General features: G+C 68.7%; 17 protein-coding genes. 8 read left to right on the top strand and 9 right to left on the bottom strand.

What is annotated here, in order from left to right:
* Positions 1-17 precede the first annotated feature (17 nt).
* Both AC3A6B_RS18365 and AC3A6B_RS18360 read left to right on the top strand, forming a co-directional pair.
* Positions 18-2,339 carry an ATP-binding protein gene (locus tag AC3A6B_RS18365; RefSeq protein ID WP_487838100.1) on the top strand — a complete coding sequence of 774 codons (2,322 nt, stop codon included), beginning with the start codon at positions 18-20 and terminating at the stop codon, positions 2,337-2,339.
* 50 nt (positions 2,340-2,389) lie between these two features.
* Positions 2,390-3,928 carry a S41 family peptidase gene (locus AC3A6B_RS18360; RefSeq protein WP_487838099.1) on the top strand — a complete coding sequence of 513 codons (1,539 nt, stop codon included), beginning with the start codon at positions 2,390-2,392 and terminating at the stop codon, positions 3,926-3,928.
* A 12-nt stretch (positions 3,929-3,940) separates the two neighbouring features.
* Here AC3A6B_RS18360 and recQ read toward each other — a convergent pair whose 3' ends face one another.
* The 9 genes from recQ to AC3A6B_RS18315 form a co-directional block, all read right to left on the bottom strand.
* Positions 3,941-5,821: a DNA helicase RecQ gene (recQ, locus tag AC3A6B_RS18355; RefSeq protein WP_487838098.1), complete on the bottom strand. Its 1,881-nt coding sequence runs from the start codon at positions 5,819-5,821 to the stop codon at positions 3,941-3,943.
* Positions 5,822-5,953: 132 nt separating this feature from the next.
* Positions 5,954-6,910, bottom strand: a complete 957-nt coding sequence (locus AC3A6B_RS18350) for a cyclase family protein (RefSeq protein WP_487838097.1) — start codon at positions 6,908-6,910, stop codon at positions 5,954-5,956.
* A gap of 45 nt (positions 6,911-6,955) precedes the next feature.
* Positions 6,956-8,533: a class I adenylate-forming enzyme family protein gene (locus AC3A6B_RS18345; RefSeq protein WP_487838096.1), complete on the bottom strand. Its 1,578-nt coding sequence runs from the start codon at positions 8,531-8,533 to the stop codon at positions 6,956-6,958.
* A 55-nt stretch (positions 8,534-8,588) separates the two neighbouring features.
* Positions 8,589-9,242: an ABC transporter ATP-binding protein gene (locus tag AC3A6B_RS18340; protein ID WP_487838095.1), complete on the bottom strand. Its 654-nt coding sequence runs from the start codon at positions 9,240-9,242 to the stop codon at positions 8,589-8,591.
* A 4-nt stretch (positions 9,243-9,246) separates the two neighbouring features.
* Positions 9,247-10,002, bottom strand: a complete 756-nt coding sequence (locus AC3A6B_RS18335; RefSeq protein ID WP_487838094.1) for an ABC transporter ATP-binding protein — start codon at positions 10,000-10,002, stop codon at positions 9,247-9,249.
* A 32-nt stretch (positions 10,003-10,034) separates the two neighbouring features.
* A complete protein-coding gene (locus AC3A6B_RS18330) occupies positions 10,035-11,024 on the bottom strand; it encodes a branched-chain amino acid ABC transporter permease (protein WP_487838093.1) in 990 nt (329 codons plus the stop codon).
* Positions 11,025-11,028: 4 nt separating this feature from the next.
* Complete coding sequence (locus AC3A6B_RS18325) at positions 11,029-11,925, bottom strand: branched-chain amino acid ABC transporter permease (RefSeq protein ID WP_487838092.1); 897 nt, start codon at positions 11,923-11,925, stop codon at positions 11,029-11,031.
* Positions 11,926-11,940: 15 nt separating this feature from the next.
* Positions 11,941-13,251: an ABC transporter substrate-binding protein gene (locus tag AC3A6B_RS18320; protein ID WP_487838091.1), complete on the bottom strand. Its 1,311-nt coding sequence runs from the start codon at positions 13,249-13,251 to the stop codon at positions 11,941-11,943.
* 1 nt (position 13,252) lies between these two features.
* A complete protein-coding gene (locus AC3A6B_RS18315) occupies positions 13,253-14,032 on the bottom strand; it encodes a FadR/GntR family transcriptional regulator (protein ID WP_487838090.1) in 780 nt (259 codons plus the stop codon).
* 349 nt (positions 14,033-14,381) lie between these two features.
* On the opposite strand from AC3A6B_RS18315, the gene AC3A6B_RS18310 reads away from it, so the two are divergent.
* The 6 genes from AC3A6B_RS18310 to hutU are packed head-to-tail and all read left to right on the top strand — an operon-like array spanning position 14,382 to position 21,125.
* Positions 14,382-15,347 carry an ABC transporter substrate-binding protein gene (locus tag AC3A6B_RS18310; protein ID WP_487838089.1) on the top strand — a complete coding sequence of 322 codons (966 nt, stop codon included), beginning with the start codon at positions 14,382-14,384 and terminating at the stop codon, positions 15,345-15,347.
* Between the two features lie 15 nt (positions 15,348-15,362).
* Positions 15,363-16,226 carry an ABC transporter permease gene (locus AC3A6B_RS18305; protein WP_487838088.1) on the top strand — a complete coding sequence of 288 codons (864 nt, stop codon included), beginning with the start codon at positions 15,363-15,365 and terminating at the stop codon, positions 16,224-16,226.
* Positions 16,226-17,005: an ABC transporter ATP-binding protein gene (locus AC3A6B_RS18300; RefSeq protein ID WP_487838087.1), complete on the top strand. Its 780-nt coding sequence runs from the start codon at positions 16,226-16,228 to the stop codon at positions 17,003-17,005. Before AC3A6B_RS18305 ends, AC3A6B_RS18300 begins: the two co-directional genes overlap by 1 nt.
* Before the next feature lies 1 nt (position 17,006).
* Positions 17,007-17,759 (top strand): histidine utilization transcriptional repressor HutC, encoded by a 753-nt coding sequence (gene hutC, locus AC3A6B_RS18295; protein WP_487838086.1) that lies wholly within the window; start codon positions 17,007-17,009, stop codon positions 17,757-17,759.
* A 57-nt stretch (positions 17,760-17,816) separates the two neighbouring features.
* Complete coding sequence (hutH, locus tag AC3A6B_RS18290; protein WP_487838085.1) at positions 17,817-19,367, top strand: histidine ammonia-lyase; 1,551 nt, start codon at positions 17,817-17,819, stop codon at positions 19,365-19,367.
* Positions 19,368-19,406: 39 nt separating this feature from the next.
* Entirely contained in the window at positions 19,407-21,125 is a 1,719-nt protein-coding gene (gene hutU, locus AC3A6B_RS18285) for a urocanate hydratase (RefSeq protein ID WP_487838084.1), read from the top strand.
* The last annotated feature ends 10 nt before the right edge of the window (positions 21,126-21,135 follow it).

The raw sequence follows: 21,135 nt of genomic DNA, 5'->3' as shown, positions 1-21,135 counted from the left end.
TAGCGTGAGGTTGTTCGATGGTCAAGCGTTCCGGGGTCGACGTGGTGGCGGCTGCTTCGCGCGGGCACGCATTGCCGTCGCCCGGGCTCAAGGAAGCGCCGGTGCTCGAGCTCATGTGCTCGCACTTCGTGCTCACGCTGGCAGCCAAGCAGGGGCCGCGCTTCAACGTGCGGCGCGATCTCAACGGCCTTCTTTCGCTCACCGGCCGGCACCTGGTCTGGCCCGCGCCGGTGCTCTTGCGCCTGCGCGAATTCCTCGGGCGGCGCTGTGCGGGCAACGAGATCTGGAAGGGCATCGAGAACTTCGACGGCCGCACGCTGCTCGAGCGCCACGGCGTCTGGCGCGGCCCGTATGAAGAAGGCACGCTGTTCTTCTATCTCGACGAATACGCCAAGGACCAGCCGAAGGACCTGCTCTCCGTGCTCTCGGTCACGCGCGACTGGCTCACGCATGCGCTGCGCAAGCAGTCGACCCTGGTCGAGAAGAACATTGACGCGCTCGCCGGCTTGCTGCAGCTCAACAAGGCCGAGCGCGCGCTGCTGCTCTACGGCACGCTGGCGCGCTACCAGCGCGACCTGCGTTCGCTTTTGGTCGAGTTCAAGGTCAACAACGCGCCCGAGGCCTACGCCGCGATCGCCGAGGTGGCCGGCGTCAATGCAACCGACGTGGGCGAGGCGCTGCGCGCGGGCTCCCGGCTCGAGCGCATCGGCCTGGTCGAGAACCTGATTTCCGAGCACAACATCACCGACCTGGCCGACCTGATGAAGGTCAGCGAGAAGCTGCCGCCGGTGCTGATGCGCGAATACCGCGACCACAACGAGCTGATGGCGGTGTTCACGCGGCCCTCCGCCAAGAGTGCGCTGACGGTGCAGGACTTCGCCTTCGTCCAGGACGATGCGCAGATGCTGATCACCCTGCTGTGCGCCGCGGTGGCGCGCAAGGAGCCGGGCGTCAACGTGCTGCTCTACGGCCCGCCCGGCACCGGCAAGACCGAGCTCGCCAAGGTGGCCGCGCAGGCCGCCGGGCTCGAGCTCTTCGAAGTCGAGTACGCCGATCGCGACGGCAATTCGCTGTCGGGGCGCGACCGCTACCGTTCGCTGCAGATCGCGCAGGTGTTCCTCAAGGGCAGCGCGCAGGCGGCGCTCCTGTTCGACGAGGTCGAAGACGTGTTCCCGCCGATCAGCACCGAGGCCGCCCAGCTCATGGCACGCGCCGAGCAAGTGCCCGCCCCGACCAGCGGCAGCGTGAGCGGCAAGGCCTGGGTCAACCAGATCCTCGAATCGAATGCGGTGCCCACGCTGTGGGTGACCAACCGCATCGAGCAGATCGACCCGGCCTTCCGGCGCCGCTTCGCCTACCACCTCGAGCTCAAGTCGCCGCCGCCCGGCGCGCGCGAGCAGCTGGTGCGCAAGACGCTCGAGGGGGTTTCGGTGTCCGAGGCCTTCACCGCCAAGCTGGCCGGCCGCAAGGGCCTGACGCCGGCGCAGATCCGCACCGCGGTGCGCTTCGCCGGCCTGGCCATGACAGAAGGCGCGTCGGTCGAAAGCCTGATCGAGCGGCAGCTGCGCAATGCCGATCTGGCCCTGGGCACGCCGGACGGCCTCGGCGCGCGCCGCAGCGTGACCACCTACGACCTCGGCATGCTCAATGTCGAGACCCGCTTCGAGATCCCGCGCATCGTCGAGGCGCTCAAGGCGCGCGGCCACGGCACGCTGTGCTTCTACGGCGCACCGGGCACCGGCAAGACGGCGCTGGCCGAACACATCGCCAAGGCCATCGGCCGGCCGCTGATCATCAAGCAGGCCAGCGACCTGATGAGCAAGTACGTCGGCGAGACCGAGCAGAACATGGCGGCCATGTTCAAGGAGGCCGAAGCCGAGAAGGCGATCCTGCTGCTCGACGAGGCCGACAGCTTCCTGCAGGACCGCCGCGGCGCGCAGCGCACCTACGAAGTGACCGAGGTCAACGAGATGCTGCAGGGCATGGAGCGCTTCGACGGCATCTTCGTCTGCACCACCAACCTGCTCGACCGGATCGACCAGGCGGCGCTGCGCCGCTTCACCTTCAAGATCAAGTTCATGCCGCTGACTTCCGAGCAGCGCGAGCGCATGTTCGTCACCGAGGCGCTGGGCGGCGACGCGACGCGCATGACGAGCGAGATCACGCGGCGCCTGGCCCGGCTGCCGCAGCTCTGCCCGGGCGATTTCGCGGCCGTGAAGCGCCAGACGGATATCCTCGCGGTCGAGTTTTCGGCCACCGAGTTTCTCGACCAGCTCGATGCCGAGCACCGGATCAAGCCCGAAGTGCGCGAATCGCGCGGCATCGGCTTCGTCCAATAATCAAGACCAATGCAATTGGCGCCGGGCACCGGCGCGCGAGGGAGAGTTTCATGAGGGGTGTACTGCCCGTGCGCGCAGCGCTGGCCATGCTCGCGGCCGCCGCGCTGACGGCCTGCGGAGGTGGCGGAGGAGGTGGTGGTGGCGGCCTCCCGCTTGCATCGACGCCTGCGTCTTCGAGCGACGAGCCCATCGTCGCGTCCTCCAGCGTCGCCGGCCAGTGCGCGGCCCCGCGCACCGGCATCGATCCCGACACCGGCGCCGCCTTCCCTGACCAGCCCGGCACGCTCGCCGCCGAGAAGCGCTGGGTGCGCGGATGGATCGACGAAACCTACCTCTGGTTCGACGAGGTGCCGACCACGCTGGCCGCCAGTGACTACGCCACGCCGATCGCCTACTTCAGCGTGCTCAAGACGCCCAAGCTCACTGCGGCCGGTCGCGCCAAGGACCGTTTCCACTTCACCCAGGACACTGCCGCCTACCGCGCCTTGTCGCAGAACGGCGTCGGCGTGGGCTACGGCGCCGAGCTGGCTTTTCTGAGCGCCTCGCCGCCGCGCGACGTGCGCGTGGCCTATACCGAGCCCGGCTCGCCCGCGGCACAGGCGGCGATCGTGCGCGGGACCCAGCTGCTCGAGATCGACGGCGTCGACGTCGCGAGCGGCACCGACACCGCCACGCTCAATGCCGGCCTCGCGCCGGCGCGCGAAGGCGAGGCGCACAACTTCAAGCTGCGTGCGCCCGACGGCAGCGAACGCACCCTGATGCTGACCGCGGCGCGCATCACCCGCGCGCCGGTGCAGAACGTGAAGACCATCGCCACGGCCAGCGGCCCGGTCGGCTACCTGCTCTTCAACGACCACCTCGCGACGGCCGAAGCGCCGCTGGTCGCCGCCGTGAACCAGCTCAAGAGCGACGGCATCGCCGACCTGGTGATCGACATGCGCTACAACGGCGGCGGCCTGCTCGACATCGCCAGCGAGCTGGCCTCCATGGTCAGCTCGGGCGCGGCGACCACCGGTGCCGTGTTCGAGCGCCTGCAGTTCAACAACAAGAATCCGTTCAACCTGGCAGCTTCGCAGGCCACCCTGCCTTTCCATGCGACTTCGCGCGGCTTCTCGGTGCCGGCGGGCCAGGCCTTGCCGCGGCTGGGCCTGTCGCGCGTCACCGTGCTGGCCGGCCCCGACACCTGCTCGGCCAGCGAATCGGTGGTCAACAGCCTGCGCGGCATCGGCGTCACCGTGACCCTGGTCGGCGGCACCACCTGCGGCAAGCCCTACGGCTTCTTTCCCCAGGACAACTGCGGCACGACCTACTTCGCGATCCAGTTCCAGGGCGTGAACCAGCAGGGCTTCGGCGACTACAGCGACGGCTTCGCGCCCGCCTGCGCGGTCGCCGACGACTTCGGCCATGCGCTCGGCGATCCGGCGGAGGCGCGGCTCGCGGCCGCGCTCGCGTTGCGCAGCGGCGGCGCCTGTCCGGCGCCGGTTTCGTCGAGCAAGGAAGAGATGGCGCTGCGCAAGGCCGAGGCTGCCGGCCAGCCTTACCTGGTGCGCTCGCCGGCGCGCGAAAGCCGGCTCCTGGTGCGGCCGTAGGGCTTGCAGGCCCTAAAACGCCGCGCAGACGCGCAGCACGTCCGACCCGTAGGCCTCGAGCTTCTTGCTGCCGATTCCGCTGATGCCCTGCAGGTCTTCGAGCGTGGCCGGCGCGCGCTCGGCGATGGCGGCGAGCGTGGCGTCGTGGAAGATCACGTAGGCCGGCAGGTTGTGCTCGCGCGCGACCTCGGCGCGCCAGCCCTTCAGCGCGGCGAAGCGCGCCTGGCCCGCGGCGTCGAGCGTGGCCGCGGCCGGCGAGGGCGCGCCGCGCGCGGTCTTCTCGCGCCGCGGCTTGCGCTCGGCCGGCGACGACACCGACTCGCGCAGCAGCACCTGCGTCTCGCCCTTGAGCACCGCGCGCGAGCCCTCGGTCAGCTGCAGCGTGTTGTAGGCCTGCGCATCGACCGCCAGCGCGCCGGTCGCGATCAGCTGGCGCAGCACGCCGCGCAGCTGCGCCTCGCTGAACTCGCTGCCGATGCCGAAGGTGCTGAGCGAGCCGTGGCCGAACTGCGTGACCTTCTCGGTCGTCTTGCCGCGCAGGATGTCCATGATGTGGCCGGCGCCGAAGCTGATGCCGCTTTGCTGCTGCACGCGGTAGATGGTGGACAGCAGCTTGCGTGCCGCGTCCGTGCCGTCCCACACCTGAGGCGGGTTGACGCAGTTGTCGCAGTTGCCGCAGGGCGTGCTCTTCTCGCCGAAGTAGCCCAGGAGCCGCACGCGCCGGCAATCGCTGGCTTCGGCCAGCGAGAGCAGCGCATCGAGCTTGCCGCGCATCACCTGCTTGAACTCCTCGCCGGCCGGGCTCTCGTCGATCATGCGGCGCTGGTTCACCACGTCCTGCAAGCCGTAGGCCATCCAGGCATCGGCCGCTGCGCCGTCGCGCCCGGCGCGGCCGGTCTCCTGGTAGTAGCCCTCGATGTTCTTCGGCATGTCGAGGTGGGCCACGAAGCGCACGTCGGGCTTGTCGATGCCCATGCCGAAGGCGATGGTCGCGACCATCACGATGCCTTCGTCGCGCAGGAACTGGTCCTGGTGCTTCTGGCGCACGGCGGCGTCCAGGCCCGCGTGGTAGGGCAGGGCGTTTGCGCCCGCGTCGCGCAGCGTCTGGGCCACGTCTTCCACGCGCTTTCTCGACTGGCAATAGACCACGCCCGCATCGCCCTCGTGCTCGCGCTCGATGAAGCGCAACAGCTGCGTGGTCGCATCCTTCTTCTCGACGATGGTGTAGCGGATGTTGGGCCGGTCGAAGCTGGAGACGAACTGGCGCGCCTCTTCGAGCTGCAGCCGCTCGACGATGTCGGCCCGCGTCAGCGCATCGGCGGTGGCGGTGAGCGCGATGCGCGGCACGCCGGCATAGCGCTCGTGCAGCACCGTCAGCGCGCGGTATTCGGGCCGGAAGTCGTGGCCCCACTGGCTCACGCAATGCGCCTCGTCGATCGCGAACAGCGAGAGCTTGCCGCGCTCCTGCAGCGAATCGAGCTGCGAGAGAAAGCGCGGCGTCGTCACGCGCTCGGGCGCCGCGTAGAGCAGCGTGATCTCCCCGCGCAGCATGCGGCGCTCGACATCCTGCGTCTGCTCCCAGTCGAGCGTCGAATTGAGAAAGGCGGCGTCGACCCCGGCTTCGTGCAATGCGCCGACCTGGTCGTGCATCAGCGCGATCAGCGGCGACACCACCACCGTCACGCCGCGACCCGCGCGCTGGCGCGCGATGGCCGGAATCTGGTAGCACAGCGACTTGCCGCCGCCCGTGGGCATCAGCACCAGGGCGTCGCCGCCGGCCACCACGTGGTCGACGATCGGCGCCTGAGGGCCGCGGAAAGCCGTGTAGCCGAACACCTCCTGCAGGATCTGCTGAGGCTCGGCGGACGATGCAGTGGATGGCAAGGCGGACAAGATGGCTACAACTTTGATAGCTGCTTGCGCCCGCGGTGCGGGCCTTGAAGGCCGACGCGGCTCCCAAGCAGCACGCGCCCTCCCGGTACGCGTGGCCGTGATTGTCTCAGCCTTGCCCGGCGTCGTGCACGGTCAGCGGATTGCCACCGGGTTGATCATCGACTGCACCGCGCCCTGGTACTTGTTCTGGCCGAGGACGAACATGAACTCGTAGGCCTTGTCCTTGGCCAGTTCGGCGGTGTTGATGTTCTCCAGGATGTAGGTGCCGCTCATCGGCAGCAGGATCTGGTGTACGCCGAAGATGGGGCCTTCCTTGTCGCCGTCCTTCTCGAACGGAATGGCTTCCAATGCCCAGGTGTCCGCGCCGATCGCGACGACGCCCTTGGACACCAGGTAGCGCGCGCCGTCGCGGCCCAGACCCGGCTCCACCGAGCCGAAGCGCTTCGGGTCCTTGTCGATCAGGCTGAGCCAGCCGGTGTGGAAGATCACCACGTCGCCCTGCCGGATCTCCACGCCCTGCTTCCTGGCGACAGCGTCGATCTCGGCCCGGTTGAAGGCCGTCCCCTCCGGGACCACCTCCACGCCGTAGTGCGCCGCCATGTCGAGCAGCACGCCGCGCGCCACCATCGGCGGGATCTTCTCGATCCCCAGCTTCTTTAGCCCGCCCATGGTGGCGAACTCGCCCCACTTCGCGCCGTTGTAGTAGCGGTCGCCCACGCCGATGTGGCCCAGACCGTCGAGCTGCGTGCCGATGCCGGTCCAGCAGTTGAGGATGTCGTCGTTGTAGGTGGTGTGCGAGGAGCCCAGCCCTTCCGCCGAGCCGACCTGGCCCGGCTGCACGATGTAGATCTGGCAGGTGCGCGGCGGGAATGCCGGCGTGGTGGTGCTCACCGTGATGCCCAGCGAGTAGACCTTGCCGGTCTTCACCAGCTTGGCGGCCTCCAGCGCGACCTTCGGACTCAGGTAGTTGGCGCTGCCGATCTCGTCGTTCGCGCCCCATTTGCTCGGGTACCAGGAGGTCTGCGCCGTGGCGGCCAGGCCGAGTGCCAGCGCCGCGGCGCCGATCGAAACCATCCGGATGCACTTCATGCTTCTTCTCCTCTCGTGTCTGAACAACTCCCTGTAGAAACGAATTCAGAGCTGCGCGCGCAGCACCCGCTTCATCAGCTTGCCGTTGGCATTGCGCGGCAGCGGCTCGGCGCTCCAGGTGAAGCTCTCGGGCACCTTGTAGTCGGCCAGGCGCTCCGCGCAGTGGCGTCGCAGCGCAGCGTCGTCTGTGGCGACGCCGGGCGCATAAAGGAAGGCATGCACCCGTTCGCCCAGCACCGGGCAGGGCTTGCCGACCACCGCCGCCTCGGCGACGCCCGGCCAGGCCATCAGCACGTTCTCGACCTCGACCGAGTAGATCTTGAAGCCGCCGCGGTTGAGCATGTCCTTCTTGCGGTCGAAGATGCGCACGAAGCCCTGCGCATCGATCGCGCCGAGGTCGCCCGAGTGCCAGAAGCCGGCGGTGAACGACGCGGCCGTGGCCTCCGGGTTGGCCCAGTAGCCGGGCACCACCATCGGGCCGCCGATCCAGAGTTCGCCGGTTTCGCCGGGCGCCATTTCGCGGCCCTCGTCGTCCATCACGCGGATCTCGGCCGCGGGCAGCGCCACGCCGACCGAGTCGGCATGCGCGTGGGTCAGGCCCGGCGGGATCATCGTCGCAGGCGACGTCGTTTCGGTGGCGCCGTAGGCGTTGATCAGCGTCAGGCCGGGCAGCCGCTCCCCGAGTACATCGATGGTCGCCACCGGCATCGGCGCGCCGCCGTAGCCGCCGATGCGCCAGGCCGACAGGTCCTCGCGCCCGAAGGCCTCGCTGAGCAGGCACAGCTGGTACATCGCCGGCACCATCAGCGTGTGGCTGACGCGCTCGCTCGCCAGCAGGCGCACGAAGGTCTCGGCCTTGAATTCGGGCACGACGACCACCGCGCCGCCGACCTGCCACATGGCGGCGATGATCGCGATCAGTCCGGTCACGTGGCTGGCCGGCACCGCCAGCGCCGAGCGGTCCCCGGGCTCGAGGCCCATGCAGGCCTGGAAGTGCAGCACCGAATGCGCGATCGACAGATGCGTGAGCAGCGCGCCCTTGGGATGGCCGGTGGTGCCAGAGGTGTAGAGGATCACTGCGACATCGGTCTCCTGCACGGCGGCCGCCGGCGGTGGCGGCGCCGCCGCGTCGGCCATCGGGGCCAGCACCGATGTGGCGAAGCGCAGCGCCAGCGATGGTGCCTCCGCGTCATCGGGCAGGCGATCTGCCAGCGCGTCGTCGAACACGATCACCTTGGCGCCGCACTGCTGCGCGATGTAGGCGAGGCCGGGGCGCTGCTCGCGCACGCCCACCGGCACGGCGATGGCGCCGAGGCGCTGCAAGGCCAGCAGCACGAACAGGAACTCGGGCCGGTTGCCCATCAGCATCAGCACCCGTTCGCCGGCCGCGATGCCCCGGGCTGCGAAGGCGCCGGCCAGGCGATCGGCGGCCTCGCCCGTCTTCGCATAGCTCCACCGGTGGCCTTCGCAGACCACCGCATCGTGCTGCGCGCGCTCGCCACGGGCACGCTCGAACATGGCAAGCAGGCTGGCCGGGCGCTCGGCGAAGCAGCGCACGACGCGGTCGCCGTACAGGGCTTCGTGGCGCATCTTCGGCACCGCGACATCCCGCCAGTGGTTCATTCCGCAACCTCCGCGCTGTGCGCTGCGGTATTCGGCTTGGGAACGGCCCGGCGGCTCATGCCACGGCCCTCGCGAGGTTGGCGCCGCGCTCGATGACGACCTCGCTGTCGACGATGCGGCGCGAGTGGTTGAGGTCGCTCTGCGCGATCAGCACGGAGATCTCGCTGCCCTTGAGGCCGCCGATCACTTCGCTCAGGCGCTTCGACAGCACCGGCGCCACCCCTTCGAAGGGCTCGTCGAGCAGCAGCAGGCGCGTGCCGACGGCCAGCGCGCGTGCCAGCGCCACCAGCTTCTGCTGCCCGCCTGACAGCAGCAGCGCGCGGCGCGCGCGCATTTCCTGCAGCTCGGGCAGCACGCGGTACACCAGCGCCAGCCGGTCGGCCTCGTGCAGCGACTTGTTGACCCACACCGGCACCAGGATGTTCTCCTCCACCGTCAGCTCGGGCACCAGGCCGCGGTCTTCCGGCATGTAGCCGATGCCCAAAGCGGCGCGCGCGTGCGGCGGCAGCGCGGCCAGGTCGTGCCCGTCGAAGACGATGCGGCCGCGCGAGGGCCTCAGATGGCCCATCACCGCGCGCATCAGCGTGGTCTTGCCGGCGCCGTTGCGCCCGACCAGCCCGACCATGCCGCCGTTGCCGACCGTGAGGGACAGCCCGCGCAGGGCTTCCACCGACTGGATCGCGACATGCAGGTCTTCGATCTGCAGCATGCGTCTACTCCTTCAGCAATTCGCCGGTCACGTAGCGGCGAACTTCGTCGGTGGCGAGCGCCTCGCCCGGCGCGCCGTCGGCGATGATGCGGCCGCTGTAGAAGGCCACCACGCGGCTGGCGTAGCGTTCGACGATGTCCATGTCGTGCTCGACGAACAGCACCGTCATCGCCTCCTCGCCGAGCGCCGCCATGATGGTTTCCATCATCGGGAACTTCTCCTCGGCCGAGACCCCGCTGGTGGGCTCGTCCAGCAGCAGCAGCTTCGGCGCCGCCGTCAGCGCCATCGCGATGTCCAGCAGCTTGCGCACGCCGCCCGGCAGCTCGGCCACGCGGCGCTCACGGTGTTCGGTGAGCCGGAAGCGCTCGAGCAGCGCCTCCGCGCGCTCGAGCGCCTCGCTGCGCCGCGCCGGCTGCCAGAAGCTCAGGCGCCGGTGGTCGTGGCAGGCGTTGGCCACCAGCATGTTGTCCAGCACCGTCAGCTCGGCGTAGAGCTGCGGAATCTGGAACGAGCGCGCCACGCCCAGCCGCGTGATGGCGCGCGGTGCCAGCGGGGTGATGTCGCGGCCCTCCAGCGTGATGCGGCCTTCGTCGGGCTTCAGATAGCCGGTGATCATGTTGACGAAGGTGGTCTTGCCCGCGCCGTTGCTGCCGATCAGGCTGACACGCTCGCCGGCGGCGACGCTGATGTGGATGTCGGCCGCCGCCACCACCGCATCGAAGCGCTTGTTGACGCCGTGCGCCTCGAGCACCGCGGTCATTGGCGTACCACCTTCGGCAGGCCGGGCGGCGCTCATCCTTCGCCCCTCTTCATCCACAGCGAGCCGATGCCGCGCGGCAGGAAGCGGATCACGAACAGCAGGAACAGCCCCAGCGCCAGTTGCCAGGTGTTGGGAAAGTAGGCACTGGAGAAGGAGCGCACCACTTCCAGCACGGTGCTGGCCAGGAACACCGCGGCCACGCTCTGCCAGCCGGCCAGGATGGCGACGAAGACGAACTCGCCCGAGGTGGTCCAGAAGCTGAAGTGCGGCTCGATGTGGCCGAGCGACATCACGGCCAGCGCGCCGCCCAGGCCGCCGCAGAAGGCCGCCAGGATGAAGTTGATGGTCATCGCCTGGCGCACGGAGCCGCCCAGGTATTCGACGCGCAGCTCGTTGTCGCGAACCGCCAGCGTCACCAGCCCGCGCGTGCTGTCGAAGTACACCCGCGCCAGCACCGCCATCGCCGTCGCGACGCCGATCGTGAGCAGGTAGAGGATGTAGCCCGCGTGCGCGTCGGGCAGCTTCTTGCCGAGCAGCGTGGGCCGCCCGAGGTTGAATCCGTCCGAGCCGCCCAGCATGTCCAGCTTCATGAGGAGGCCGTAGGCCACCATCGACAGCGCCAGCGTCAGCATCGCGAAGAAGATGCCGCGGTAGCGTGAGAGGAGCGGCGCGAAGGGCGCGGCGAGCAGCGCCGCCGCCACCCCGCCCGCCAGCGCCAGGCCCAGCGCATCGGTGAAACCCAGCCTGTTGTAGATGAGGGCCGCCGTATAGCCGCCGGCGGCGAAGAGCATGCCCTGGCCGAAAGGCACCACGCCGCCGCGCATCAGGCCGACGATGCCGAGCGACACCAGCCCGTTGGCTGCGGCCATGGTGACCAGGAAGGTGAGCCAGCGCGGACTGAACCAGCCCGCGAGGGCGAGCACGGCGAAGGCGCCCAGCCCCAGCGCGACGCTGCGCCGGCGCCGGGTCGCGGCCCGGCGCGGAAGCGCCGTGGCGGACGGTCTCAGGATCGCTGCTGCCATGGCGTCAGATCTTGCGCGCCTGGGTGCGCTGGAACAGGCCCTCGGGCCGGAACATCAGCACCACCGCCATCACGATGTAGATGGAGAACAGCTCGGCCACCGGCGCCAGGTGCACCGCGAAGGAGCGCGCCAGCCCGACGATCAGCGCGCCGACCGCCGCGCCCTCGATGCTGCCGAGGCCGCCGATGATGACCACCGCGAAGGACACGATGATCACGCCCACCGAGACGCCAGGTTGCACCGAGATCATCGGCGCCGTGAAGGCCCCGCCGAGCGCCGCCAGGAAGATGCCGGCCGTGAACGCGATCATGTAGACGCGCGACACGTTGACGCCCATGCTCGACGCCACCTCGGCGCTGTGGATCACCGCCAGCACGATCTTGCCCTGGCGCGTGCGGTTCAGGCCCCACCACACCGCGCCGCCGACCACCACCGCCAGCGCCACCAGCGCGAAGTCGTAGCCCACCCAGCTCTGGATGCCGATGTCGAGGTTGCCGAACAGGCCGTAGGGCTCCGACACGTAGTACGGATTGGTGCCCCAGATCAGCTTGGTGAGGTCCTCCATGATCAGGAACATCGCGTAGGTCACCAAGACCAGCAGCACCTCGTCGCGGCCATAGAAGAAGCGCAGCAGGCCGCGTTCGGTCAGCGGCGCCAGCACCACAGCCACGGCCACTGCGGCCAGCAGCATGGCCACGAGCGAGAGCGCGGGCGCCCATTTCAGGCTGGCGCCCCAGCCCACGAAGCTGGCCGCGGCATAGGCGCCGAGCGCATAGAAGCTGCCGTGCGCGATGTTGAGGATCTTGAGCACGCCGAACACGAGCGTGAGCCCCAGGGCGACGATGAACAGCCACGACGCGTAAGTCAGGCCGTCGATCAGGATCGTGACGAGAGCGCTCATGGGAGCCGCCGGGCCTCAGGGGCAGCCCTTGGCGCCCGGAAAGCCGGCCTTGATCCACTCCTCGGCCTTCATGTTCGCCGGCGGATTGACGCACTCCGCCGGGAAGCGAAGGATGTCGTCCAGCACCACCATCTTCTTGGCGGCGTCGTAGCGCGTCTTGCCGATCGCCGTGTCCTGCATGGCCTGGTGGCCATCGCCCAGCGCCATGCGGATGCGGCCCGCGGGCGAGTCCCACTCCAGCCCCTTGAGCGCCGCGGCGAGCTGCTCGTGGCTGGGCTTCTTGCCGCCGTTCGCGGCCATCGCTTTCTCGACCGCCAGCTTCAGCCCCATCAGCGACTGCGCCATGCGGTACGGAGCCTGCACCGGATAGGTGTTGTAGGCCTTGGAGTAGAGATCCCACCACCAGTCGTTGAGCGCCGACTTCGGCGACATCAGGCCGTAGGCGCCGCGCGCGCCGAGGATCGTGCCGTCGGGCATCTTCTCGCCCAGGCCCGGCAGCACATGGTCGGCCGCCGACAGCACGACTTGCGTGCGCTTGAAGAGTCCGCGCGGGCCGGCCTGCAGCACGAAGGCCTGCAGGTCGCCGCCCCACAGGCTGGAATGCGTGACATCGGCCGGCTTGGCCATCAATGCCGAGATCTCGGTGCCGTACTGGCCGGCGCCGAACTTGGGCAACTGGTCTTCGCCCAGCTTGGCGTTGGGAAAGAGCTTCTCCATCGACCAGGTGAAGTCCTTCTTCGAGTCCTGGCCCCAGGCGTAGTCCTGGTTGATCATGTTGAAGCTGTCGGCCTTCACGTTGCGCGCCTTCAGATAGCGCGCGAGCGCCACGTTGTCCATCGCCCCGTGCGAGGCGGTGCGAAAGACGTACGAGAACTTGTTGTCCTCGAAGATGCGCGGCGTGCCGCAGTCGTAGAGGATCAGGAACTTCTTCATCTCCTCGGCCGCGGGCGCCACCGCGAGGCAGTCGCCGGAGCTGACGTAGCCGACCACCGCATCGACCTTCTCGCGGTCGTAGAGATTGCGCAGTTCCTGCACCTGCTTGGTGGCGCCGCCGTTCTCGTCGACGTACACCGCCTCGATCTTCATGCCGCCGAAGCCGGTCTTGTTGTAGGGCGCCGGTGCCGCGCCCTTGTTGAATGCATCGACAAGCACCTTGGCGCCATTGACTGCGGGGATGCCGAAGCTTTCGGCCGCCTGGCCCGACAGGAAGCTGACGATGCCGACCTTGAATGTCTCCTGCGCATGGGCGCCGGCCATTCCCGTGGCCAGCGCGGCCAGCGCCGCAGCACGATGCAGATAGCGCTTCACTTCGATGCGTCGGGTCATGTCATGTCTCCTGTTGATGTCTTGGCGCGGGGGGCGGCGCCGCAATCGGCGTGGCCATGTCCAGGCCGGCCATCGCGAAGCCGCGTTGAAAATCGACCATGTGCTTGTGCGTCCATTCGGCCGAGGCGTCGGCGTCGCGCCGCATCAGGGCGTCGACGATGCGGTGGTGCGCGGCCCGGTTGCGCGTCTCGGCCTGCGGCAGGTGGCTGAAGATGCGCAGCAGCGTCGGGCTGTAGAGCAGCCCGACCGGCTCGCGCGCCAGCATCAGCGCGCGGTTGTGGCTGGCGCGGCCGACGAGCGCATGGAATTCGACGTCCAGCCGCACCTGCGCCGCCAGGTCGCGCGCCTTGTCGCCGGCGGCGAGGTTGTCCTTCAACTGGTACAGGTCCTGCGGCTCGGCACGCAGGGCGGCCAGCCGCGCGGCCAGCGGCTCCAGCGACATCGCCAGTTCCCAGAGTTCCTGGAAGGTGGTCTGCTGCAACAGCAGCAGGCGGGTGGCGCGCGGCGCCAGGTCCTGCACGCCGGGGAGGTAGACGAACAGCCGCCGTCCTTCGCGGCGTTGCAGCAGGCCTTCCTGCTCGACCTGGCGGATGGCCTCGCGCACCGTGGAGCGGTGCACGCCGAAGCGCTCGGCCAGTTCCTGCTCGGTCGGCAGCGCCGAGCCGGGCGGCAGGCTGCCGTCCAGGATGGCGCGCTCGATCGCGATCGACACCGCCTTGTAGGCGGGCTCGACACTCAGACGCTGAAACACGCCGGTGCTTGCGGGGGCCTCGATCGCCAACTTTTCCTCCATGCGGGGGCAAGGGCTGGGAGGACGCGATCTTTGTCCGACAAGCGGACCGGCGAATCCTGAATAACCCGCACAAAGGCGGGCGACATCCGGCTGGCACGGGCTTTGCGGTTGCGCTCGGGTTCGCTGTTCTGCAGCCCTGTCTAGACAGCTTCTTGGTGCATGGCTGTCCGCTCGCGCACCGGGAGCGGGCAACGACCGACGCCATGCGGGGTGCATTTTCGGGTTAACCTGTATATACAGGTGCATGGCAGTGAATCACACTCGGCGCCCTGCTGAGCGCTGTCATGGGGCAGCAGGGGCGATCGAAGATTTTTTGAAACGCAACAGGAGAACCTTGATGGTCAAGACGGTCGGAAAAATCGCCTCGCTGCTGGCGGCGGGCGTGTGTGTCGCTGGCATGGCGGCGAGCGCCCACGCGCAGGAAACCAAGATCGCCCTCGGCATGTCCGGCTGGACCGGCTTTGCGCCGCTCACCCTGGCCGACAAGGCCGGCATCTTCAAGAAGAACGGGCTGGACGTGGAGATCAAGATGATTCCGCAGAAGGACCGCCACCTGGCCCTGGCCTCGGGCGCGATCCAGTGCGCGGCGACGACGGTCGAGACCCATGTGGCCTGGAACGCCAACGGCGTGCCGATCGTGCAGATCTTCCAGATGGACAAGTCCTATGGTGCCGACGGCCTGGCCGTGCGCAACGACGTCAAGAGCTTCGCAGACCTGAAGGGCAAGGCCATCGGCGTCAGCGCGCCGGGCACCGCGCCCTACTTCGGCCTGGCCTGGATGCTCAACAAGAACGGCATGACGATGAAGGATGTCAAGCTGGTCTCGCTCGAGCCGCAGCCCGCTGCGCAGGCCTTCGTGGCCGGCCAGAACGACGCCGCGATGACCTACGAGCCCTACCTCTCCACCGTGCGCGCCAACCCGGCGGCCGGCAAGATCCTCGCGACCACGCTCGACTACCCGATGGTGATGGACACGGTGGGCTGCGCGCCGACCTGGCTCAAGGCCAACGCCAAGGCGGCGCAGGCCCTGACCGATTCGTACTTCGAAGCCATCGAGATGATCAAGGCCGATCCTGCCAAGTCGAACGAGATCATGGGCGCGGCCGTCAAGCAGTCCGGCGAGCAGTTCGCCAAGTCCTCGGCCTACCTGCGCTGGTCGGACAAGGCGGCCAACCAGAAGTTCTTCGCCGGCGAGATCGTGCCCTTCATGAAGGACGCCCAAGGCATCCTGCTGGAGGCCGGCGTGATCCGCAAGGCGCCCGAGGATCTCTCGGTCACCTTCGACACCCGCTTCATCAAGTAAGAGCGAGCAGCAAGCATGGACGCGACGCCCGTCATCAACGCTTCCAAGCCGGCAGTCTCTGCCGGCCCGGCCGCCACCGAGCCGGCGCCGCGCCGGCGCCGCGCCCTCGCGCCGCTCGAACCCGTCAGCGCGCGTGCGCGCTGGCTGCTGGGCCTGGGCTTCTTCGTGCTCTTCGTGGCGGTCTGGACCTTCTTCACGCTCGGCGGCTTCGTGTCGCCGACCTTCTTGGCCAGCCCGGTCACGATGCTCAAGGAAGGCGTTTCGCTCTTCACCGAGTACAACTTCATCCACGACATCGGCATGACGGTGTGGCGCGTGTTCGGCGGCTTCGTGCTGGCCGCCATCGTCGCCGTGCCGCTGGGCATCGCGATGGGCACCTGGAAGAGTGTCGAGGCCTTCTTCGAGCCCTTCGTCTCCTTCTGCCGCTACCTGCCCGCCTCGGCCTTCATTCCCTTGCTGATCCTGTGGGCCGGCATCGGCGAGGCGCAGAAGCTGTTGGTCATCTTCATCGGCTCGGTGTTCCAGATCACGCTGATGGTGGCCGTCACCGTCGGCAGCGCGCGCCGCGACCTGGTCGAGGCTGCGTACACGCTGGGCGCCAACAGCCGCGGCATCGTCGCGCGGGTGCTGATCCCGGGCGCCGCACCGGGCATCGCCGAGACGCTGCGGCTGGTGCTGGGCTGGGCCTGGACCTACGTGATCGTGGCCGAGCTGATCGGCTCGTCCTCGGGCATCGGCCACATGATCACCGACAGCCAGGCGCTGCTCAACACCGGCCAGATCATCTTCGGGATCATCGTCATCGGCGTGATTGGCCTCATCTCCGACTTCGCCTTCAAAGCCTTGAACCGCCGCCTGTTCGCATGGAGCACGATCTGATGAACCAGCTTTCGATCCGCGGCGTGTCCCGCACCTTCACCGGCACGCGCGGCCAGAGCACGCAGGCCCTCTTGCCGATCGACTTCGAAGTGCGCGAGAACGACTTCGTCACCATCCTCGGCCCCTCGGGCTGCGGCAAGTCGACCCTGCTGCGCATCGTCGCCGGCCTCGACTATCCGACCGAAGGCCGCGTGCTGCTCGACGGCCAGACCATCGAAGGCCCGGGCGCCGACCGCGGCGTGGTGTTCCAGAGCTACACGCTCTTCCCCTGGCTCACCATCGCGCAGAACATCCGCTTCGGCCTGCGCGAGCGCGGCATGAGCGAGGCCGAGCAGAAGGAGCGCAGCGACTACTTCATCGCCAAGGTCGGCCTGCGCGGCTTCGAGAACCATTTCCCCAAGCAGCTCTCGGGCGGCATGCAGCAGCGCACCGCGATCGCGCGCGCGCTCGCCAACGACCCCAAGATGTTGCTGCTCGACGAGCCCTTCGGCGCGCTCGACAACCAGACCCGCGTGCTGATGCAGGAGCTCCTGCTCGGTATCTGGGAGTCAGCGCAGAAGACCGTGCTCTTCGTCACCCACGACATCGACGAAGCCATCTTCATGGCCAACCGCGTGGCGGTGTTCAGCGCGCGGCCCGGCCGCATCAAGAGCGAGATCGCGGTCGACTTCCCGCATCCGCGCCACTACACGATCAAGACCTCGCCCGAGTTCATGGAGATCAAGGCGCGACTGACGGAGGAGATCCGCGCGGAGTCCATGGCGGCGGTGGAGCATTGAGATGAACAGTCGCAAGGCCCGCCCGCCGCAGCCCGCACTCGCGCTGTACGAGCAGGTCAAGGCCTTCATCACGCACAAGATCCAGGACGGCTCCTGGCCGGCCGGCCATCGTCTGCCTTCGGAGAGCGAGCTGGTCGCGCAGTTCGGCGTGGCGCGCATGACGGTCAACCGCGCGCTGCGCGAGCTGGTGGAGCAGGGCCGGATCGTGCGCGTGGCCGGCGTGGGCAGCTTCGTGGCCGAGGACAAGCCGCAGTCGACGCTCTTGCAGATCGCCAACATCGCGAGCGAGATCCGCGTGCGCGGCCACGACTACCGCTGCGAATTCCTGGTGGCCGAGCGCATCGCGGCCTCGCCCGATGTCGCCGTGTGGCTCGACCTGCGCCCCGGCGAGTCGGTCTTTCACACCGTGTGCCTGCATCTGGAAAACGAGATCCCGGTGCAGCTCGAAGACCGCCACGTCAATCCGCACGCGGTGCCGACCTTCCTCGAGCAGGATTTCTCCGCGGTATCGCCCAGCGAGTACCTGGTGCGCAACGTGCCCTTCGACCAGATCGAGCACGTGGTCGATGCGGTGCTGCCCACGGCCGAGCAGGCCGAGCGCCTCGCGATGCCGGTGACCGACCCCTGCCTGCTGCTCACGCGCCGCACCTGGACGCGCAGCGTGCCGGTGACGATGGTGCGCTGCCTGCATCCCGCGTCGCGCTACCGGCTGGGCAGCCGCTTCCGCGCCGACGGAAATCCCTCATTCGGTTGAACGGGGAAGAGCATCTCTTCGTTCTCGCACCGCACTACTTGTATAGACAGGATCCGCATGGACAACGCCTCTCTCTCCCTCCCGCCCCTGGTGCTCACGCCCGGCGAGGTCGACCTCGCCGCGCTGCGCCGCATCCATGTCGGCGGCGTGCAGCTGGCGCTCGATCCCGCGTCGCGCGCCGGCCTGCTCGCCTCCCAGGCGACGGTACGCAGGATCGTCGAGGCCGGCGACACGGTCTACGGCATCAACACCGGCTTCGGCAAGCTCGCGCAGACCACCATTCCGCACGAGCGCCTGGCCGAGCTGCAGCGCAACCTCGTGCTCTCGCACAGCGCCGGCACCGGTACGCCCTTGCCCGATGGCGTGGTGCGGCTGGTGCTCGCCACCAAGGCGGTGAGCCTGGCGCGCGGCCACTCGGGCATCGCGCCCGAGATCGTCGACGCGCTGCTCGCCCTCGGCAATGCCGGCCTGCTGCCGCGCATTCCGTCCAAGGGTTCAGTGGGCGCGTCGGGCGATCTGGCGCCGCTCGCGCACTTGGCCTGCGTGCTGATCGGCGAGGGCGAGGTCACGACGCCCGAAGGCGAGGTGATCGGCGGCGCCGAGGCGCTCTCGCGCATCGGGCTCAAGCCCTTCGTGCTCGGCCCCAAGGAAGGGCTGGCGCTGCTCAACGGCACGCAGGTATCCACGGCGCTCGCGCTTGCCGGCCTGTTCGGCGCCGAGGACGTGTTCGCGGCCGGCCTGATGGCGGGCGCGCTCTCGCTCGAGGCGATCCAGGGCTCGATCAAGCCCTTCGATGCGCGCATCCACGCCGCGCGCGGCCAGCCGGGCCAGATCGCGGTGGCCGCCGCGGTGCGCACGCTGCTCGAAGGCAGCGAGATCATCCCCTCGCATGCCGATTGCGGGCGCGTGCAGGACCCCTATTCGGTACGCTGCGTGCCGCAGGTGATGGGCGCCTGCCTCGACAACCTCGCGCATGCGGCGCGCGTGCTGCGCACCGAAGCGAACGCCGCATCCGACAACCCGCTGGTGTTCGACAACGGCGACGTGATCTCCGGCGGCAACTTCCACGCCGAGCCGGTGGCCTTCGCGGCCGACATCATCGCGCTCGCCGTCAGCGAAATCGGCGCCATTTCCGAGCGGCGCATGGCGCTCTTGCTCGACAGCGGGCTCTCGGGCCTGCCGCCCTTTCTGGTGCGCGACGGCGGCGTCAACTCCGGCTTCATGATCGCGCAGGTCACGGCCGCGTCGTTGGCGTCGGAGAACAAGTCGCTCGCGCATCCGGCCAGCGTCGACAGCCTGCCGACCTCGGCCAACCAGGAAGACCATGTGTCGATGGCCACCTTCGCCGGCCGGCGCCTGGCCGAGATGGTGGAGAACACGGCGGTGGTCGTCGGCATCGAAGCGATGGCCGCCGCGCAGGGCATCGAGTTGAAAAGAGGCCCCAAGAGTTCGCCCCTGCTCGAAGCCGAATTCGCCGCCATCCGCGAGCGCGTCGCCTTCATCGACCAGGACCGCTTCCTCGCGCCCGACATCGAATCCATGCGCCAGTGGGCGCGCCGGGGCCGCTGGCCCGAAGCCCTGCAAGCCATCCTGCCCAGCCGGGCCTGACACACACACACCGTTCCGTCATCTAAAGGACACTTCGTCATGAACGCACCCGACCCATTCGTTGCCCAGAAGAGCGATCCCCGCCATGACGCGAGCCGCGTGGTCCGCGCGCCGCGCGGCAGCACGCTCAGCTGCAAGAGCTGGCTCACCGAAGCGCCGTTTCGCATGCTGCAGAACAACCTCGACCCCGAGGTCGCCGAGCGCCCGCAGGACCTGGTGGTCTACGGCGGCATCGGACGCGCCGCGCGCGACTGGGCTTCCTTCGACCAGATCCTCGCGACGCTGAAGGAGCTCAACGACGACGAGACGCTGCTGGTGCAATCGGGCAAGCCGGTGGGCGTGTTCAAGACGCACGAGAATGCGCCGCGCGTCTTGATCGCCAACTCGAACCTGGTGCCCAAGTGGGCCACCTGGGAGCACTTCAGCGAGCTCGATCGCAAGGGCCTGATGATGTACGGCCAGATGACTGCCGGCAGCTGGATCTACATCGGCAGCCAGGGCATCGTGCAAGGCACCTTCGAGACCTTCGTCGAGGCCGGCCGCCAGCACTACGACGACGATCTTTCGGGCAAGTGGATCCTGACCGCCGGCCTCGGCGGCATGGGCGGTGCGCAGCCGCTGGCGGCCACGCTCGCCGGCGCGGTCTCGCTCAACATCGAGTGCCAGCAGGCCAGCATCGACTTCCGCCTGCGCACCCGCTATCTCGACAAGCAGGCCAAGGACATCGACGATGCGATTGCGCTGATCCAGCAGCACACGACGGCCAAGGAGGCGGTGTCGATCGGCCTCCTGGGCAACGCGGCCGAAGTGCTGCCCGAGCTCGTGAAGCGCGCCAAGGCGGGCGGCATCAAGCCCGACCTCGTGACCGACCAGACCTCGGCGCACGACCTCGCGAGCGGCTACCTGCCGATCGGCTGGACGCTGGCGCAATGGGAGGCCGCGAAGGCCGATGCCACGCAGCACCCCACCTTGCGCAAGGCGGCAGCCAAGTCCTGCGCGGTGCACGTGCAGGCCATGCTGGACTTCCAGGCCATGGGCATCCCGACCGTCGACTACGGCAACAACATTCGCCAGGTCGCCTTCGACGAAGGCGTCAAGAACGCCTTCGATTTCCCCGGCTTCGTTCCGGCCTACATCCGGCCGCTGTTCTGCGAAGGCAAGGGCCCGTTCCGCTGGGTCGCGCTCTCGGGCGATCCGGAAGACATCTACAAGACCGACGCCAAGATCAAGGAGCTGTTCCCCGAGAACACGCACACACATCGCTGGCTCGACATGGCGCGCGAACGCATCGCGTTCCAGGGCCTGCCGGCGCGCATCTGCTGGCTCGGTTTGGGCGAGCGCCACAAGGCGGGCCTGGCCTTCAACGAGATGGTGAAGTCGGGCGAGCTCAAGGGGCCGATCGTGATCGGCCGCGACCATCTCGACACCGGCTCGGTCGCGAGCCCGAACCGCGAGACCGAAGCGATGAAGGACGGCTCCGATGCCGTGTCCGACTGGCCGCTGCTCAACGCGCTGCTCAATACCGCCGGCGGCGCGACCTGGGTCAGCCTGCACCATGGCGGCGGCGTCGGCATGGGCTACTCGCAGCACTCGGGCGTGGTGATCGTCTGCGACGGCACCGACGCAGCAGCGAAACGCATCGAGCGGGTGCTGTGGAACGATCCGGCCACCGGCGTGATGCGCCACGCCGATGCGGGCTACGAACAGGCCGTCGCCACGGCGAAGAAGCACGCGTTGAAGCTGCCGATGGTCAAGTGAGGACGAAAGC

The sequence above is a fragment of the Variovorax sp. Soil_C_33 genome, assembly GCF_057656935.1.
Note: the sequence above shows the minus strand (reverse complement) of the source record. Positions and strands in the feature narration are given on the sequence as shown.